Source organism: Pelagibacterium limicola (assembly GCF_015694405.1).
GTDB classification, from domain to species: domain Bacteria; phylum Pseudomonadota; class Alphaproteobacteria; order Rhizobiales; family Devosiaceae; genus Pelagibacterium; species Pelagibacterium limicola.
Genome location: NZ_JADQDB010000001.1, coordinates 282,518 through 299,354 on the forward strand (window position 1 = coordinate 282,518; position 16,837 = coordinate 299,354).

Below are 16,837 nucleotides of genomic sequence, written 5' to 3' on the forward strand. Positions count from 1 at the left end.
GAACCAAATGGTTCAGTATATAGACACATCCTTGGATGCCAAATTCGCTGCCCTTTCGGACGCCACCCGACGTGGCGTTCTGGAGCGGCTGTTTCAGGGCGAAGCCTCAATCAGCGATCTGGCCGAGCGCTTCCACATGACGCTGACCGGCATGAAAAAGCACGTCAGTGTTCTCGAACAGGCGGGGCTGGTGGCAAGCGAGAAGGTCGGACGGGTCAGGACGTGCCGTCTGGGACCCGGAACTCTGGAGGCCGAAATGGAATGGATGGCGCAATATCACGCGCTGTGGACGGCCCGGTTCAAGGCGCTCGATAGAGTGATTGCAGATTTGAAATCGAAGGAACAGGGCAATGAACAGGAAAATGACTGAGCGCGTATCGGATCGCGAACTTTTGGTACGGCGCAGCTTCAATGCAAGAGCCAGCATCGTGTTCAAGGCCTGGACGACACCGGAACTGATGATGCGCTGGTGGGCCCCCGAAAGCTTTGGCATCACCTTCATCTCGGCGGAGATGGATGTGCGCGAGGGTGGGCGTTACCGCTTTGTCTTCGGCCATCCGGCGGCGGACGAACCGATGGCGTTTGTCGGGCGCTATCTCGAGGTCGTGCCGGATGCGCGCCTGGTCTGGACAAACGAAGAGGGCGAGGACGGGGCGGTAACGACAGTGACCTTTACCGAGCGCGATGGCTGGACCGAAGTTGAATTGCGCGATCTCTATCCGAGCAAGGAGGCGCTCGATGCCGCCATCGAGCAGGGGAGCGTCAGCGGATATGACGAGCAGCTTGCCGAGCTTGACGTTTTCCTTGGCACGCTCGAAACGGAGGGTTGATCTCTATTCGACAAAGCAGGATATGGGACCGGTGAACTCGAAGAGTTGCGCCTCCCCGCCCTGCGAATCCCCCGCTTGGTAGGCGGCGACCGAAAAGTCTCCGAGATAGTCTTCGCCGCTCTCATCGACCATCGTCCGGACGACGACCTGGACGCTGAAATAGGGAACGTCGCCCTCGGCCTCCCGGTAGAGAACCAGCCTCAACGTCTCTCCATCAAGCCAGTATTGCGCCACATGCTCTTGCTCGAAGCGGGCCTCGCGCGCCGCCGGGGATAACCGCTGATCGGCTATCGCCAATTCGCCGGCAAACGCGAAGAGCGGCCCACCCATGCCGTGCGTAACGCCGCTCTGGATGTCGATCAGAATGGGCCCATGATCCGCGCCGCACGAAATTCCCCCGCTGGCGGCCGCAGGAAAAGCAACCAGGCTGGCGAAAGCGGCAATGATCAGTCGCATGGGTCTCACTCCACGTAGCTATGGCCGAAACGGCGCATATGCGGTTTTCGATTGTCACCAGAGGTAATCCGATAGAGACGCCTTGCGCGAGCATTATTCGCCCGGGGGCGTGCAATCTTCCCGCTGGGCAGCTAGGCGACGCACCCCTCCATGAAATTTTCCCCTCATTGTCGGCCCGCTCCTGCCCCGTCCGTCGTCTCCTTCGAAAACGCACAATTTCCACGCAAACATCCAAGGAGGACCGATATGTTCCGCAGAACCGTCACCATCGCTCTCGTCCTGCTCGCAACAGGAGGCTCCCCTCTCATGGCACAGTCCGAACCCGCCGGCGCTACCGTCGAGGTCAACGGAATGCAGATGTATTACGAGGTCTCGGGCGAAGGCGACCCGCTCATCGTCCTGCACGGCGCCTATATGAACATCGATACAATGGGCGAAATCATCCCCATGCTGGCCGAAAGCCGCAAGATCTACGCCATCGAGTTCCAGGGCCACGGCCGCACCACCGATATCGACCGTCCCATCACCTATCCCAACCTTGCAGACGACATCGCCGCCTTCATGGATGAAGTCGGGCTCGAAAAGGCCGATGTCTTCGGCTATTCGATGGGCGCCGCCGCCGGCCTGCAATTTGCCATCCGCCACCCCAAAAGGATCGGCAAGCTCGCCGCCGCCTCGGTCTCTTACGATGCCAGAGGGTGGCAGCCCGCTTTCCTCGAATTCATCCCTATGATGACTCCCGAATTCTTCGTCGACACACCGATGGAGGATGAATACCGCAAACTGGCCCCCAACCCCGACGGCTTCCCCGCGCTCGTCGAAAAACTCATCGCGCTCGAGCACGAGCCCATGGCCTGGGAGGATGACGTCAAAAAGCTCGAAACCCCGGTCCTCGTCATCGCGGGCGACGCCGACGTGACGACCCTCGAACACACCGTCGCGCTGTTCCGCCTGCTTGGTGGTGGGGGCATGGGCGACATGGGCGAACCGCTGCCCGAGTCTCGCCTCGCCATCCTGCCTGCCTCCTCCCACACCGCAGTCATCGACCAGGCCGAAATCCTTCGTAGCTTCGTCATCGATTTCCTCGAAGGCAAGGTTCCTGCCGGGTTCATGTAAGCGCGCCAAAAGCGGCTTGACCGCACTTTCTGCTGGAACCAATATCCCGGCGCCTCAGGTGCCGGGATTCGATTGTCATGAAATACGCTGCTGCCTCCCTTGCCATCTTCGCGCTGGCCGGCATTGCCTCACCTGCAGCGGCCTCGGAACCGGCGGTCGATATCGCCATCGAAAGCTTCATCGCCGCTACCGGCTTTGCGCGGATCGACCCGGTACAATTGGAAGAAAGCCTTGGGCCTTTATGGCTCCAGACCGATCTCGTTCCCCCCTCCGGCCCGGTCGGCCCTATCGAAAAGGCGCTGCTGATCGCAACCGGGGCGATCCCCTCGACCCGCACCCGCACGGCGCTCTCTTATGGCCAGTTGATCGATAGCGAAGGCGACAGCCAGGCCTCACCAGTGAGCTTCATCGAAGTCCGCCATTACAACCTGGCGTCCGAAATCCGCGACGAAAACATAAAGGCGTATGGCCTCGAGGACGTGGCGGACCTCGAAATGTTCGGGCTCGGCGAACACCGCGCCTGGCGCTTCGTTTTCCAGCCACTGGCAGGCTATACCGCCCTGCTTATCGATGCGAGCACACGGGAAATCGATGACCGCGAGGCCGCGGACCACGATTGCACCGGCCTGCGCTGCCTCAAGTATTTCACACACAGCAGCGAATTGGCGACGTGGGAAGCGATGGACGTGACAATCCCCGATTGGCCGCGCCTTTATCCCGACTGGATGAAAGAAACCTCGACCCCCGCTCACGCCGCCGCCGAACTTGCCGTGCTCGGCTTCTGGGCCAATGCTGAATCCGGCACCTACCAGTGGACCGGCGGCGAACACCCCGAAGCCGTACGCGGCATCGAGCCTTTCCGCTTCATCGGCATCGACAGGAACCTCGGACAGGAAGCCGCCATCGACGCGATCTGGATTGAAACCCTGCTCAACGACACCTCGATATCCGAGATCTGGTTCCGCCGTTCAGAGGTCGCGGGCGACGTCTATTTCGACACCTTCACCATACCCCGTTGACTCCACGGCAGGCCGTCTTCATCTTCGCGGCCATGATGATGTCCTGCAAATTCGCTGTTTTCCTCAGCGCCTGACCGGCGCTTTCCCGGGAACGAAAGCATTGTGAGCCGGATCGCCGAAGCGATCGGCTAGGGCCGCGCACGAACCGTCGCGCGGCGAAATGCGAATTCATGGATATCTCGAATGCCCCACATCACACCCGCGCTCGATGCAGCGCAGATCGATGCCTTCATCGCCGATGGCTTCGTCCGCATCGATAACGCCTTCCCCCGCGAATTGGCCGATGAGGCCCGCGCCATTCTCTGGCGCGACACCGGTTGCGACCCGGACGATCGTGCCACATGGACCCGGCCCGTCATCCGCCTCGGTTTTTATCATGACGCCCCGTTTCGGGCGGCGGCCAACACGCCGGTCCTTCATGCCGCCTATGACCGGCTTGTCGGCGAAGGTCGCTGGCTCCCCCCGCGAGGGCTCGGCACCTTCCCCGTCCGCTTCCCGTCGAGCGAGGGACCCGGCGATGATGGCTGGCACGTAGATGTCAGCTTCGGGTTCGAGAACCCCGATTTCATGGAATGGCGGGCGAACGTCAAATCCAGCGGCCGGGCGCTATTGATGCTGTTCCTCTTGTCCGATGTCGGGCCCCAGGACGCACCCACCCGTATCCGCAAGGGCTCGCACGCGGTCATTGCGCGCGAACTCCTGCCCTTTGGCGAGGCCGGCGCTACCCTGCGGCAGCTTTCCGCCGATGGCTACGCCTCGAGCGCGGGCTGCGAGGAAGACCTGGCCACCGGGCCAGCGGGCACCGTTTATCTGTGCCACCCCTTCCTCGTCCACGCGGCCCAGCCGCATCGCGGAACCGGGGTCAAGTTCATGGCCCAGCCACCCTTGCTACCCAAGGGCGAGTTTGATCCTGCGCTGCCGCCCTCGCCCGTGCAGGTCGCCATCCGCAAGGCCTGCGGCCTGACGATGTAGACGCCGAGATCCCCGGGAGCGCTGCTCCCGGGGGCACGGTTCAATTCGATAGCCCCAGCACCGACCCGGGCGCGATGTCCTCCGACACCGGCGCGTCGATAATCGCATCCGGCTTGCGCGCCACGATCAGCAACCCCGGGACCGGCTGCCCGCGATCCATCCGTATCGTCCCGGCGCTGGCTTTGAGGAGTTCGAACCCGGCCGCCGCCAGTCCGCGCCGGATCGCCTCGCCATTGTGCGCATAGCGTAGCGAGGCCTGCAGCACCTGTGCTTCCTCGCCCTCATGGCGTTCCACGGAGAAGGCGAACATCCCGCCCGGACGAAGAATGGCAGATACCGCCTCGAAAATCGGTGCCAATGAGGGACAATATATAAAGACGTCCGCAGCCGTCACGATATCGGCCACCCGTCCCTCCTGTCGGAGGAAGGCCAGCAATTCGCCCTGCTCAACGCCATCATATATGGTCTTGCTGGCGGTTTCCGCGACCATCGCTGCCGAAATATCCACGCCGACGAGGTAGGAAACAACGCGCCGCAGCCGCTCGCCCATCAATCCGGTGCCGCAGCCCAGATCGATCCCGCGGGCAAAGCCCTCTATGCCCCGCCGTTCCATCTCCGCAGCAAGAAGCGCCATGAGGTTTTCGGGCACCGAATAGCCCAGCTTTTGCACCAGCTCCTCTTCGAAGCGCTCGGCATACTGGTCGAACAAGGCTTCAACATAGGCCACCTGAGCCGTTGGCTCGACATCGTCGACCCCATGTGCCGCCAGATGCATCTGTGCGCCCAATCGGCCCGCAGGATCGAGCGCCGCTGCCCGCTCCCACGCTGTAATCGCCGCTCCCAGCGCGCCGGTCTTGAGATGGAATTCCCCCGCCATCATCCAGCCCGCGGCCCAGTCCGGCGCTGTCTCCAGCGCCTGCGCCATGAGCTCGGCCCCTGCCGCAAAATCACCGGCCTCGGCCAGCATCCGCGCATACTGCGCTCGCCGATCGATGACCAGATCGCCCGAAGACAAGAATATCGCTGTCAATTTCCGTGAAGCACTCGAAGAACGACCGGCCGTGCGCCGGCGCGCGGGAAATGTGCCTTTTCGCAACGAAAATCAAGCGGGAAAATGGAGATCGGGCGTGGCCGCGAACCTATTGAGCAGCGAACACCCTCTCGCCCTGTCCCTTGAAAAATGCGCCCGCCGCTTCCAGCGCCGCCGCGAGCGCATCGTCCCCGACGTCCTTGTGCGTCACCCAGCGCAGCTCGCCGTAGCGCCCGGAAACCCCGATCCCGCTGGCCGCCATGTGTTCGGCGAAACGGTCGCCCAGCCGCTCCTCCACGCGCATGAAGTTGATGTTGGTTTGCGGCATTTCGAGAGAGAGCCCGGGATATTGCGCAAAGCCCTCGGCCAGCCGCCGCGCCCGCGCATGATCTTCGGCCAGCCGCGCTACATTGTTTTCGAGGGCATAGAGCCCTGCCGCCGCAAGGATTCCTGCCTGCCGCATCCCCCCGCCCAACATCTTGCGCAAACGCCGCCCCGTTGCGATGGCGTCTGTGCTTCCAACCAGCACCGAGCCCACCGGCGCGCCGAGCCCCTTTGAAAGACACACCGAGACCGTATCGAACGGAGCGGCGAGCTCGCCCGCCCTGCGCCCGCTCCCCACCGCGGCATTGAAAATCCGGGCCCCGTCGAGATGCGTCGCGAGCCCATGTTGCCGCGCCAGTCCGGTCGCCTCGCGCACGAAATCCTCCGGCAATATCCGACCGCCGATCGTGTTCTCGAGCGCCAGAAGCCGCGTTCGCGCAAAATGGGGGTCTTCAGGCTTGATCGCCGCAGCGATCTTGCCCAGGTCCATCGTGCCGTCCGGGAGGTTCTCGACCGGCTGCGGCTGGATAGAGCCGAGCACCGCCGCCCCGCCCGCCTCGTATTTGTAGCAATGGGCATTCTGCCCCGCGATGAATTCGTCCCCGCGTCCGCAATGGATCATCAGCGCAATGAGGTTCGATTGCGTGCCCGAGGGCAGGAACAGCCCTGCCGCCTTGCCCATGATTTCCGCCACGCGTCCTTCGAGCGCCGCAACCGTCCGATCCTGGCCATAGACATCGTCGCCCACCTCGGCGACAGCCATCGCCTTGCGCATGCCCGAGCATGGCCGGGTAACGGTGTCGGAACGGAAATCATGAACAATGGCAGTCACAGCAGGCTCCCCATTGGGCTCGAGGTTTGAACGCCTGTTGTAATGCGATCGGGCGCACGATGGAAACGCCCCTCTCCCGCGCCCCGCGATTACTCTGGCGATTTTCCGCACCCGCCATCGGTTATGGAGAATTACTTATGCGCTGGATGCGGAACGCATAAAGATTAGCGTATCATTACTGACATGTTAGGAAGCCCGGCTTTCGGCAAGCGCGCTTCTACTGTCGTTCGGAAGGTAAAATTTTTCAGATTTGGCCGATATTCACATCCTCTTGAATATTAGCCACATTTCATCTACAAAATCGGCATCGAATTTGCGGCCGACCGATCTAGCCTAGCGATTTTCGCCTGCTGACGTCCTGAACCACAAAGTTTCGATAGGCACGGAAACAGTCTCCGGACTGTTCCACGAATACGACAGCACGACGAAAGGACACGCCAATGGCTACCGGCACTGTCAAATGGTTCAACACTCAGAAGGGCTACGGCTTCATCCAGCCTGACGAGGGCGGCGCGGACGTTTTCGTCCACATTTCGGCCGTTCAGAACAGCGGCATGGCGGGTCTCGATGAGGGGCAACGCATCGCTTACGAGATCGTCAAGGACAAGCGCACCGGCAAGTCCGCTGCCGGCAATCTCCAGGCTTCCGAATAGCCTCGAACCGCCAATTGAGCTAACGCCCGGCTCAAGCGGCCGGGAGGACAACAATTTGTCAGGGCGCGGAACCCGGGAGGGTTTTGCGCCCTTATCACGTTCACCGAACCGGGATGACCTTGTGAACACTATCACAGCACCCATATTCGCTGGATGCCGACCGGGAAGCTGAGCCGCATGCCCTTGACCCTGAGGTCAGAGCGGGGCAACCTGTGCAGCACGGCAATTCCCCGAAAACACCTAAAGCGAATACCGCTGATGATGTATCGGCGATATTCCGGTTTTGTGACTCACTCCATGTGGAAGGAGCGAAAGGAAAAATGGACAAGATCCCGATGACCGTGGCAGGACATGCCGCGTTGGTCGAAGAACTGCAGCGCCGCACCTCGCAGGATCGCCCCGCGATCATTGAGGCGATTTCCGAAGCGCGCGCGCATGGCGACCTCTCGGAAAACGCGGAATATCACGCCGCCAAGGAACAGCAGAGCCTCAACGAAGGCCGCATCATGGAACTCGAATCCCTGCTGGCCATGGCGGAAATCATCGACATCTCCAAGCTCTCCGGCGACACCGTCAAGTTCGGTGCCACCGTGACGCTGGTCGATGAGGATACCGACGAGGAAAAGACCTACCAGATCGTGGGCGATGCCGAAGCCGACGCCAGCAATGGCCGCATTTCGGTTTCCTCCCCCATTGCCCGCGCCCTGATCGGCAAGGCCGAAGGCGATTCGATCGAAGTCTCTGCCCCCGGCGGAGCCCGCGGCTACGAAATCCTCAAGATCGCCTTCGTTTAGGACGGCTCGTCGGTCCACGAAATCGGGCCGACCCGCCGGCGCGCGGCCAATCCATGAACCCCGGGAATGGATCCCGGGGTGATACTTTATGTGGGGACGGGCCCTGAGCGTCACCGCCCATGCTCCCCCAAATGAAGCGCCGGATTTGCTCTCTTTTTAGGCATCCCCGGCGCTATCTCCGCCATTTGCGGCAAAATAGCCGCAAGCCCACAGCTTTCGGCCCCTGGCACCCGCTCGCGACTTGTCACCCGCGCGCAGCGTGCCATATTTTGTTCAATCGAACCTGACAACCACAAGACCATGCACGCCAAGACAATCATCATCGGTTCCGGCCCTGCCGGATACACTGCTGCTATTTATGCTGCCCGGGCCATGCTCGAGCCGCTCATGATCACCGGCATGCAACCCGGCGGCCAGTTGACCATCACCACCGACGTCGAGAACTATCCCGGCTTCGCCGATCCCATTCAGGGGCCCTGGCTCATGGATCAGATGCGGGCCCAGGCCGAGCACATGGGGACGCGAATCGAACACGACATGATCGTCGATGTCGATTTCAACATCCGTCCGTTCCGGCTCACTGCCGATAGCGGCACCGTCTATACCGCCGACACCGTCATCATCGCCACCGGCGCGCAGGCCAAGTGGCTTGGCCTGCCTTCGGAAGAAAAGTTCAAGGGCTTCGGCGTATCCGCCTGCGCGACCTGCGATGGCTTCTTCTACCGCGAAAAGACCGTGCTGGTCGTCGGTGGCGGCAACACGGCGGTCGAGGAAGCCCTCTTCCTCACCAACTTCGCGTCCAAGGTCATCCTCGTCCATCGCCGCGACCAGTTCACGGCCGAAAAAGTCATGCAGCAGCGCCTGTTCAAGCATCCCAAAATCGAGGTCCGCTGGAACACCGTGCTCGACGAGGTCAAGGGTGACAACATGCCCCCCTCGGTCCGCGCCGCAATCCTGCGCGACATATCGACGGGCGAAAGCACCGAAATCGAGGTCGACGGGATTTTCATCGCCATCGGTCACGCTCCGGCCACGGAAATCTTCAAGAACAAGCTCGAAATGAAGCCCGGCGGCTATATCTGGACCGCGCCCGACAGCACCGGAACCTCGGTGCCCGGCGTCTACGCGGCGGGCGACGTCACCGACGACGTCTATCGTCAGGCGGTCACAGCGGCGGGCATGGGCTGCATGGCCGCCCTTGAGGCCGAGCGCTACCTTGCGGCCCACGAATTGGCCGAAGCCGCCGAATAACGGAGTATCGGGAAGAGCGGGACACCGCTTTTCCGATCAACAGAAGGGATTGGGGGATGCTGGACTGGGACAAGCTGCGCATATTTCATGTCGCCGCTGAGTCGGGGAGCTTCACCCATTCCGCCGAAAAGCTCGGCATGTCGCAGTCCGCCGTCTCGCGCCAGATTTCCGCGCTCGAGGAAGACCTGGGCCTAAAGCTCTTCATCCGCCACGCCCGCGGGCTGGTGCTTACCGAAGTCGGCGAGCAGCTCTTCCGCACCGCACACCGGATGGCCTGGGAACTGCAATCGGTCCAGGCGCAGATGACCGAGAGCCAGGACGTCCCCACCGGCCCGCTGATCGTCACGACGACAGTCGGCTTCGGCTCGACCTGGCTCACAAAGCGCATCCACGAGTTCGTGACGCTCTATCCCACGATCCAGCTCGAAATAAAGCTCAACGACGCCGAACTAGATCTCGCCATGCGCGAAGCCGACGTCGCCATCCGCCTGCACCGGCCGAACCAGTCCGAGATGATCCAGCGCAAGCTGTTCACCGTGCACTTTCACATCTATGCCTCCGAGGAATACCTCGCCGAGAACGGTACGCCGCAAACCATCGAGGATCTCGACGCCCACAAGATCATCACTTTCGGCGAGCCCTCGCCCTCCTATCTGGGGGACGTCAACTTCCTTGAGCGCGTGGGGCGTCCCGATAACAACCCCCGCCGCACCAATCTCAAGGTCAACGCCATTTACGGGATGATGCAGGCTTGCCGCCAGGGCATCGGCATCGCCATGCTCCCCGATTACATCACCGAGGAGGAATCGCGGCTTGTGCGCGTCCTCTCCGATATTTCGCTGCCCGCGTTTGAAACCTATTTCGTCTACCCGCCCGCACTCAAGAACTCCAAGCGCGTGGGTGTCTTCCGCGATTTCCTCGTCGACAAGGCAAAAGACTGGCACTTCTGAGGTCGCAATGCGCAAAGCCCTGACACTGATCTCCCTCTCCGCCGCGCTCTACGCGGCCCCTGCAGCCGCACAGTTCGAGGGCGACAGCGTTGAGCAAGCCGCCGCTGTCTTTTGCGAAAGTCACGGCGATCTCGATATCGGGGCGCGCGCGCCCTATCTTTCCCCCGCCCTTCTAGAGGCGATCGCCGCCGCCGACGCCGTCAGCCAGCTCTATGTCGACGCCTATCCGGATGAAAAGCCCCCGCTAGGCGATGGCATTCCCTGGCAGGCCTGGCCCGATTATGCCGATGCCTGTACGCCGGGCGATCCTCTTTACGATGGAGACGAGGCCACGGTCGCCATCACCTACACCTTCATCGAATATCCCGACGCGACCTATTCGGACGAGTTGCGATTCGTGCGCGTTGACGGCGATTGGCTGATCGACGACGTCATCTATGCCGAGAACACGCTGACTCTGCGCTCGATCCTGGACAATATTGCCGCAACCCCGCCGGAATAGCCCGTTTTTTCCGAATATAGACGTTCGTCTTGCGCGTGCGATTTGTGCTTAGATTTCAGGCGCTTTGCTCATAAAGAGCGCAGAGCCATGCGATTTCTGCATAGCAGGCATTCGATCAGCGAGCTTGTCGCTGCCATGCCGAAACACTACCTGTCCGCCAGACATTACGCGCTTTTCCCCCTCCCTTTGAGCGCGTTTGATGTTCCCTCCTTGCGAGAGGTTCGCCTCTTGCACTCGGGCCCCGCTCTCCCCTCGAGCGGGGCTTTTTTTTGCGCTCCGCCTCTTCCCACCACACGAATTGGGCGTACCCGAAGGCGGTTAAGCCTCCGCGCACCCTTGCATTTTTATCACACTTGCACGCAGTGCATGGCTGCCATGTGTATTCACTACTTTTCAAGTCGTGATTAAACCGGCATATAGGCATGGTCACTGAGACGCGGCGCGCTTTTCCTCCTCCCTTAGCTCCCCGCGACCATGACAAATGAGCGGCAAAGGTTCCTCCTCCTCCCTCCTGACCCGCTCCACGGCCAATAATCGAACCTCCTCCCTCGATTTTGGCCGACAGTTCTGGCCCCGCCTTCCTCGAAGGTGGGGCCTCTTTTTTGCCTAAAATATGGTCAGACTTTGCAATCTGCCTAATGCATGGCTGCTATGCGCAATTGCGCATTGTACGCAGGAACCATCTCGCTCATATTCGCATTGTCAACCGAGCGACGCGCCCCTCCTCCTCCCTGGGCCCCTCGCTCCTGACACCCGAACAGGCTTCGTATCCTCCTCCCACGATCCCTGTTCACCCGATCGGCCGTATCCTCCTCCCACGGCCCGATCGCAAACTGTGAGATTAGGGCTCTGCCCGATCAAGGCTCCGTCTTTTGACGGAGCCTCTTTTTTGTCTCGCTCCGGGCAATTGCCATTGCTATGAGCATATCAACACCGAAATGACGCTGGAGGAGTCGATGAAAGCCCTGGTTCTGGAAAAAATCCGCGAACTCTCGTTGCGCGACATCGCGCTACCCCAGGAAGTCGGCCCCCGCGACGTGAAGATCGCCATCCACACTGTGGGCATCTGCGGTTCCGACGTGCATTATTACACCCATGGCCGCATTGGCCCGTTCGTTGTCGAGGAGCCCATGGTCCTCGGCCATGAGGCCGCAGGCACCGTGGTGGAAACCGGCAGCGCCGTCACCAGCCTCAAGCCCGGTGATCGCGTATGCATGGAGCCGGGCATTCCCAACCCCAATTCACGCGCCTCCCGGCTCGGGCTCTACAACCTCGATCCCGAGGTCACCTTCTGGGCCACACCGCCCGTTCATGGCTGCCTGACGCCGCACGTCGTCCATCCGGCCGACTATGCCTATAAGCTCCCCGATGCCGTTTCGTTTGCCGAAGGGGCCATGGTCGAACCCCTCGCGGTCGGCATTCATGCCGCTGCCAAGGCGCGCATCGCGCCGGGCGAGACCGCCCTCGTCACCGGCGCCGGCCCCATCGGCATTCTCACCGCCCTTGCGGCGCTCGCCGCCGGTTGCGCACGCGTCTTCATTTCCGACTTGCAGCAGGCAAAGCTCGACATCGCCGGCCGTTATCCCGGCATCACGCCGGTCAACATCGCCACCGGCAACCTGCGCCAGACAATCGCGGAGGCCACCGGCGATTGGGGCGTGGACGTGGTCTTTGAAGCCAGCGGCAACGCGCGGGCCTTTGAAGGCCTGTTCGACCTTATCCGCCCTGGCGGCGCGGCCGTCCTCGTCGGCATGCCGGTCTCCCCCGTCCCCTTCGATGTCGTCGCCGCCCAGGCCCGCGAGGTCCGCATCGAAACCGTCTTCCGATACGCCCATGTCTACGACCGCGCGATAGACCTCATCGCCTCGGGCAAGATCGATTTGAAACCGCTGATCACCGAGACCTTCGCTTTCGAAGACGCCATAACCGCCTTCGAACGCGCCGCCGAAGGCCGTCCGGGCGATGTGAAGCTGCAGATCAGGCTTTAGCCACCACCAGCCTACCGCACGCCCCCGCAAAACACCTCGATCCGGTCCATCGCCTTTTCGAGGTCCGCATCGGACGCCGCATAGGAAATCCGGAAGTGACCCGGCAGGCCGAACGCGCTGCCATGCACCAGCGCCACGCCGTTTTCCTCGAGCAGCGCCATCACCACGTCGTCGTCGGTGGCGAGCGGGCGCCCCGCGGCGCTCGTCTTCCCGATCAGCCCCTTGCACGAGGGAAAAGCATAGAACGCCCCTTCCGGCAGAAGGCATTCGAGCCCCGCGCACGCCCTCAGCCGACCCACCACGTAATCGCGCCGCTTCTGGAAAACATCGCGCCATTCCGCCAGGAATTCTTGTGGCCCGTTGAGCGCCTCGACCGCTGCCCATTGCGAGATCGAGGGGGGATTGGTCGTCGATTGCCCCTGCAATTTGACCATCGCCTTCAAGATTTCACGCGGCCCCGTGCAATAGCCGATCCGCCACCCGGTCATGGCGTGCGATTTCGAGACCCCGTTCATCGTCAGCGTGCGCGGCATCAGCCCCGGCTCGACCTGCGCGATGGTCGCAAATTCGAGCCCGTCATAGACCAGCACCTCATAGATATCGTCGGTGAGGATATGGACATGCGGGTGACGCAGCAGCACCTCCGCGAGGCCCTTGAGTTCGTCCGCGCTATAGGCCGCGCCCGACGGATTGGAGGGCGAGCCCAGGATAAGCCACTTGGTCCTCGCTGAAATCGCCTTTTCCAGCGCTGCCGGGGACAGCTTGAACCCCGTCTCCTGGCTCGCCTCCGCGAACACCGGATCGGCCCCGGCCAGCCGCACGATTTCGGGATAGCTTACCCAATAGGGCACCGGAACGATCACCTCGTCGCCGGGATTGAGCGTCGCCATCAGCGCGTTGAAAATGATCTGCTTGCCGCCCGTCGCCACGAAACAATCGTCCGCCGAAACGTCCAGGCCGTTGTCGCGCCTGAATTTCGCGGCCACGGCCGCTTTGAGTTCGGCGATCCCGTCGACATCGGTATAATGCGTCTCGCCCCTGTTGATCGCCGCGATCGCCGCGTCGCGCACGTTCCGGGGCGTGTCGAAATCCGGCTCGCCCGCCGAAAGTGCGATCACGTCCTTGCCCGCCTGACGCATCTGGCGTGCAAGCTGGGTGATTCCAACAGTCGCAGAAGGCTGCACGCGCCCAAGCGCGTCCGACAGAAGTCCCATGATTTTTTATCCCGGCTGGAGCGTTATCCGTTCACGGTATAGCGCGAGATGCCGTAGGGCGCCACGTCCAGACGCTGCCGCGCCTCGCCATAGCCGATCACGCCAGCATCCACGTCCCAACACCCTGCGCTCACGGTAAAGCTGTAGCTTTGGCCCGGCGCAATCGCCGTCCCGGACGGCAGGCGGTTGAGGCCATAGCTGCTCTCGACGCACGCCGAAATCAGCACCACGTCGATATGCATCGACGTACCGTTGACGACCTCGATGGTGCCAGTCGGCCCGCTGTCGCGCACGAGATCGCCGCCGGTGACAAGGCTCGTGCACCCGGCAAGCAGCACGGGCACGGCCAGCGCCGCGTACAATTTGAACATGAAATCCCCCCGGAATGGGCCGATATCCGGCCACCGGGCCAATCTATTACATCCATGGCAAAGCGCAATCCGCCCTGGTGAGCCAAAGTCGGTCTTGCGCGTTGGGTATGATCGGGGCAAGCTTACCCCCAATAAAAGAGGAGCCAGCGTCATGTTCGTTGAAGCGATTCTGAATGCCAAGGGTGACAACGTCATCACCGTCACGTCCCAATCCACCATAGGCGAACTCATCGCCACATTGGCCCGGCACAATATCGGCGCGGTGCTCGTCGTCGACGAGGGCAAGCTCGTCGGCATCGTCTCCGAACGCGATATCGTCCGCCACCTGGCCGGCAGCGCCGAAGGGTTCCGCGCCCAGCCCGTTTCCACCATCATGACCCGCAACCTCAAGACCTGCGCCCCCGGCGACACGCTCGACGATGCCATGACCACCATGAGCAGCGGCCGCTTCCGCCACCTCCCCGTCATCGACAACGGCGAACTCATCGGCGTCATCTCGATGGGCGACGTCGTCAAGCGCAAGATCGACGAAGCCGAACACGAAGCCAGCCAACTCCGCGAATACATCGCGAGCTAAAGCAGCAACGTCTCACCGAACTGCCCTTTGCCCTTTGCCGTGAAGGGAGCAAAGCCGCATCGCGGCTATGCCTTAATCGGCGTTCGCGAAACGAAAGGCCGATAAGAAGGAAGCGGTGTCTCTGCTGAACGTCGCTATGGGGTGGTTTCCTGCCTGTCGGCTTCCGGAACAATAATGCGCGGAGCCGCCATTCCAGATATCATCGGAAAATGACGTCAAAACCAAAAGCTTTTCTACTTCATGGTTTCCTAGGCGCTGGGAAAACGACCTTCGCGAAGCGCTTGGAGATGGACCAAGACGCCGTTCGCTTCACCCATGATGAATGGATGGCCCGGCTCTACGGCGACGACCCACCGGCCGAACTGTTCCAAGCCTACGCCAGACGGGTTTCCGAGGTGATGGAAGAAACGTGGATCAGGTGTCTACAACTCGGGACGAACGTCGTGCTCGATTTTGGCTTCTGGTCGCGAGCTGAGCGAAGACGCGTCCGCGCCGTGGCGGCGTCGCACGGAGCCGTGGCCATCCTCTATCGTTTGAACTGCTCAGAAGATGTGGCATGGGCGCGGATAGCCGAGCGAAACAAGCGATTGGCCGGAAATCTCTACGTCGCGCCGAACACGTTCCAAGTCCTCAAAGCCCGCTTCGAACCCTTACATGAAGATGAAGACCGCATTGAGATCGGGGGAGAGAAACCCAGCACACAACAACCTGCTCGACCTGGTGCACATGAACCCAGATAACGTCCACTTCCTGCATGGGTTTGTGAACGACGGGACGACGTGGAGTGGTGGAAGGATGGTCCGGTTTGGGAAGGAATTGTCGATTTACTGCCGTCCACCTCCGGTATCGATCAGTTCATGTCTTTGTGCGCTTCTAAGAACTGGAGGATCGCTTCCACGACACCGAGCGCAAGGGGTAGGTTGGATCAGCATAGGTGGCGATGTTGGCTGCCACGTCGTTCGGAGGAACGACTTTGAGCACATGGTTGGTGTTGGGAACTAGGACGAAATCCGCCGATGGCGCCGCGGCTTTCAGAGCCTCCGCGTCCGCAACGCCGACCTGAACGTCCGCTTCCCCCTGAACAATCAGGATTGGCTTGGAGATGCGCTCGACCAGTTGGGTGGGGTTCAGGGAGAACGCGCTGATCAGAAATCCCTGTATGGCAGGCGCGAACAAGGGGGTCAGCGGTGCTGGCAGATCGGCATCGTCGACCTGCCTGCCTGCCGCCAGGGCGTCGATAGTCGCATCGGCTTGAGAAAGAAGTGGGGCGTTGGCCGGATTGGAGCGGAGTTGCTCCTTCAGCACGTCGCCGAGCGGACGACCGGGCGTCGCCACGAGGATCAGCCCGCAGACTGCATCTTCTTCCTGAGCGGTGGCCAAAGCGACAAGGCCACCTTCGCTGTGTCCAAGGAGCCAGACACAGTCCGTTCCGGTCGCGTCGCGAATGGTTTTCACCCAGGCGCGGGTATCGTCCACGTAGTCGTCGATCGTCACCGCGTTGGCATCCGGAATTGCACCGGCGCTACCAAACATGCCCCGCTTGTCGATCCGGACTGTCGAGACCCCTTGCGCGCCTAGTTCCTCGGCCAGCAGGCGGTATGATCCGGCATTGATCCCGAGAGGGCTGTTTCCGTCCCGGTCTGTCGGCCCGGAACCTGGGATGATGAGAACGACGGGGGCAGCAGGGTCTTCGGTTCTCGTTAGGGATCTCTTCAAGTCTCCCTGAGGACCGGGAGCCAGGATGTCCTCTGATGGCAAGGCGGCTGCGGCGAGCGCGATCGTGGACGCAAACAGAAGCATCACTCCTCCGACGCTGGCAGGGAATCCTCCAAGCACCTGCATATTCGAGCAGTGTCCGCTTTCGAGCAAGCCTTGATCGCGTCGGAAGGGCAGACTTGGGGTCGCTGGCGGCTGGCCCGCGTTCAGCAGTCGCTAAGCTCGTCAGCGAGTTCATGGAG

At 61.7% G+C, this 16,837-nt stretch carries 19 protein-coding genes; 13 read left to right on the forward strand and 6 right to left on the reverse strand.

The window, feature by feature from the left end:
- The first annotated feature begins 7 nt into the window (after positions 1–7).
- Together I2G20_RS01375 and I2G20_RS01380 are read left to right on the forward strand one after the other, a co-directional pair.
- A complete protein-coding gene (locus tag I2G20_RS01375; RefSeq protein ID WP_196257878.1) occupies positions 8–370 on the forward strand; it encodes an ArsR/SmtB family transcription factor in 363 nt (120 codons plus the stop codon).
- Entirely contained in the window at positions 363–830 is a 468-nt protein-coding gene (locus I2G20_RS01380) for an SRPBCC domain-containing protein (protein WP_246472733.1), read from the forward strand. The genes I2G20_RS01375 and I2G20_RS01380 overlap by 8 nt, the downstream gene beginning before the upstream one ends.
- A 3-nt stretch (positions 831–833) precedes the next feature.
- Here I2G20_RS01380 and I2G20_RS01385 read toward each other — a convergent pair whose 3' ends face one another.
- Positions 834–1,286, reverse strand: coding sequence for a hypothetical protein (locus I2G20_RS01385; protein WP_196257880.1), 453 nt, complete (start codon positions 1,284–1,286; stop codon positions 834–836).
- A gap of 246 nt (positions 1,287–1,532) precedes the next feature.
- Between I2G20_RS01385 and I2G20_RS01390 the strand changes: the two genes are divergently transcribed.
- From I2G20_RS01390 to I2G20_RS01400, 3 genes are all read left to right on the forward strand, one after another.
- Positions 1,533–2,402, forward strand: a complete 870-nt coding sequence (locus I2G20_RS01390) for an alpha/beta fold hydrolase (RefSeq protein WP_196257881.1) — start codon at positions 1,533–1,535, stop codon at positions 2,400–2,402.
- A 77-nt stretch (positions 2,403–2,479) separates the two neighbouring features.
- Positions 2,480–3,421 carry a hypothetical protein gene (locus I2G20_RS01395; protein WP_196257882.1) on the forward strand — a complete coding sequence of 314 codons (942 nt, stop codon included), beginning with the start codon at positions 2,480–2,482 and terminating at the stop codon, positions 3,419–3,421.
- 183 nt (positions 3,422–3,604) lie between these two features.
- The gene (locus I2G20_RS01400; RefSeq protein WP_196257883.1) at positions 3,605–4,393 is read left to right on the forward strand and encodes a phytanoyl-CoA dioxygenase family protein; all 789 of its coding nucleotides are present in this window, start codon (positions 3,605–3,607) and stop codon (positions 4,391–4,393) included.
- Between the two features lie 40 nt (positions 4,394–4,433).
- Here I2G20_RS01400 and I2G20_RS01405 read toward each other — a convergent pair whose 3' ends face one another.
- Positions 4,434–5,423 carry a class I SAM-dependent DNA methyltransferase gene (locus tag I2G20_RS01405; protein WP_196257884.1) on the reverse strand — a complete coding sequence of 330 codons (990 nt, stop codon included), beginning with the start codon at positions 5,421–5,423 and terminating at the stop codon, positions 4,434–4,436.
- Between the two features lie 109 nt (positions 5,424–5,532).
- Positions 5,533–6,579, reverse strand: coding sequence for a low-specificity L-threonine aldolase (ltaE, locus tag I2G20_RS01410; protein ID WP_196257885.1), 1,047 nt, complete (start codon positions 6,577–6,579; stop codon positions 5,533–5,535).
- A 440-nt stretch (positions 6,580–7,019) separates the two neighbouring features.
- On the opposite strand from ltaE, the gene I2G20_RS01415 reads away from it, so the two are divergent.
- From I2G20_RS01415 to I2G20_RS01440, 6 genes are all read left to right on the forward strand, one after another.
- Positions 7,020–7,232: a cold-shock protein gene (locus I2G20_RS01415; RefSeq protein WP_196257886.1), complete on the forward strand. Its 213-nt coding sequence runs from the start codon at positions 7,020–7,022 to the stop codon at positions 7,230–7,232.
- A gap of 320 nt (positions 7,233–7,552) precedes the next feature.
- A complete protein-coding gene (greA, locus tag I2G20_RS01420; RefSeq protein ID WP_196257887.1) occupies positions 7,553–8,026 on the forward strand; it encodes a transcription elongation factor GreA in 474 nt (157 codons plus the stop codon).
- A gap of 300 nt (positions 8,027–8,326) precedes the next feature.
- On the forward strand, positions 8,327–9,277 hold the full coding sequence (gene trxB / locus I2G20_RS01425) for a thioredoxin-disulfide reductase (protein WP_196257888.1): 951 nt from the start codon (positions 8,327–8,329) through the stop codon (positions 9,275–9,277).
- Between the two features lie 56 nt (positions 9,278–9,333).
- Entirely contained in the window at positions 9,334–10,227 is an 894-nt protein-coding gene (locus I2G20_RS01430) for a LysR family transcriptional regulator (protein ID WP_196257889.1), read from the forward strand.
- 7 nt (positions 10,228–10,234) lie between these two features.
- Positions 10,235–10,729 carry a hypothetical protein gene (locus tag I2G20_RS01435; protein WP_196257890.1) on the forward strand — a complete coding sequence of 165 codons (495 nt, stop codon included), beginning with the start codon at positions 10,235–10,237 and terminating at the stop codon, positions 10,727–10,729.
- Between the two features lie 956 nt (positions 10,730–11,685).
- Positions 11,686–12,717 carry an NAD(P)-dependent alcohol dehydrogenase gene (locus I2G20_RS01440; RefSeq protein WP_196257891.1) on the forward strand — a complete coding sequence of 344 codons (1,032 nt, stop codon included), beginning with the start codon at positions 11,686–11,688 and terminating at the stop codon, positions 12,715–12,717.
- A gap of 11 nt (positions 12,718–12,728) precedes the next feature.
- On the opposite strand, the gene I2G20_RS01445 is transcribed toward I2G20_RS01440, so the two are convergent.
- Both I2G20_RS01445 and I2G20_RS01450 read right to left on the reverse strand, forming a co-directional pair.
- Positions 12,729–13,931 carry a pyridoxal phosphate-dependent aminotransferase gene (locus I2G20_RS01445; RefSeq protein WP_196257892.1) on the reverse strand — a complete coding sequence of 401 codons (1,203 nt, stop codon included), beginning with the start codon at positions 13,929–13,931 and terminating at the stop codon, positions 12,729–12,731.
- 23 nt (positions 13,932–13,954) lie between these two features.
- Positions 13,955–14,302, reverse strand: a complete 348-nt coding sequence (locus tag I2G20_RS01450) for a hypothetical protein (RefSeq protein ID WP_196257893.1) — start codon at positions 14,300–14,302, stop codon at positions 13,955–13,957.
- 151 nt (positions 14,303–14,453) lie between these two features.
- On the opposite strand from I2G20_RS01450, the gene I2G20_RS01455 reads away from it, so the two are divergent.
- Both I2G20_RS01455 and I2G20_RS01460 read left to right on the forward strand, forming a co-directional pair.
- On the forward strand, positions 14,454–14,879 hold the full coding sequence (locus I2G20_RS01455) for a CBS domain-containing protein (protein WP_196257894.1): 426 nt from the start codon (positions 14,454–14,456) through the stop codon (positions 14,877–14,879).
- Between the two features lie 209 nt (positions 14,880–15,088).
- Positions 15,089–15,619 carry a P-loop nucleotide/nucleoside kinase family protein gene (locus tag I2G20_RS01460; RefSeq protein ID WP_196257895.1) on the forward strand — a complete coding sequence of 177 codons (531 nt, stop codon included), beginning with the start codon at positions 15,089–15,091 and terminating at the stop codon, positions 15,617–15,619.
- 133 nt (positions 15,620–15,752) lie between these two features.
- On the opposite strand, the gene I2G20_RS01465 is transcribed toward I2G20_RS01460, so the two are convergent.
- Positions 15,753–16,595, reverse strand: coding sequence for an alpha/beta hydrolase (locus I2G20_RS01465; RefSeq protein WP_246472734.1), 843 nt, complete (start codon positions 16,593–16,595; stop codon positions 15,753–15,755).
- Positions 16,596–16,837: the final 242 nt, after the last annotated feature.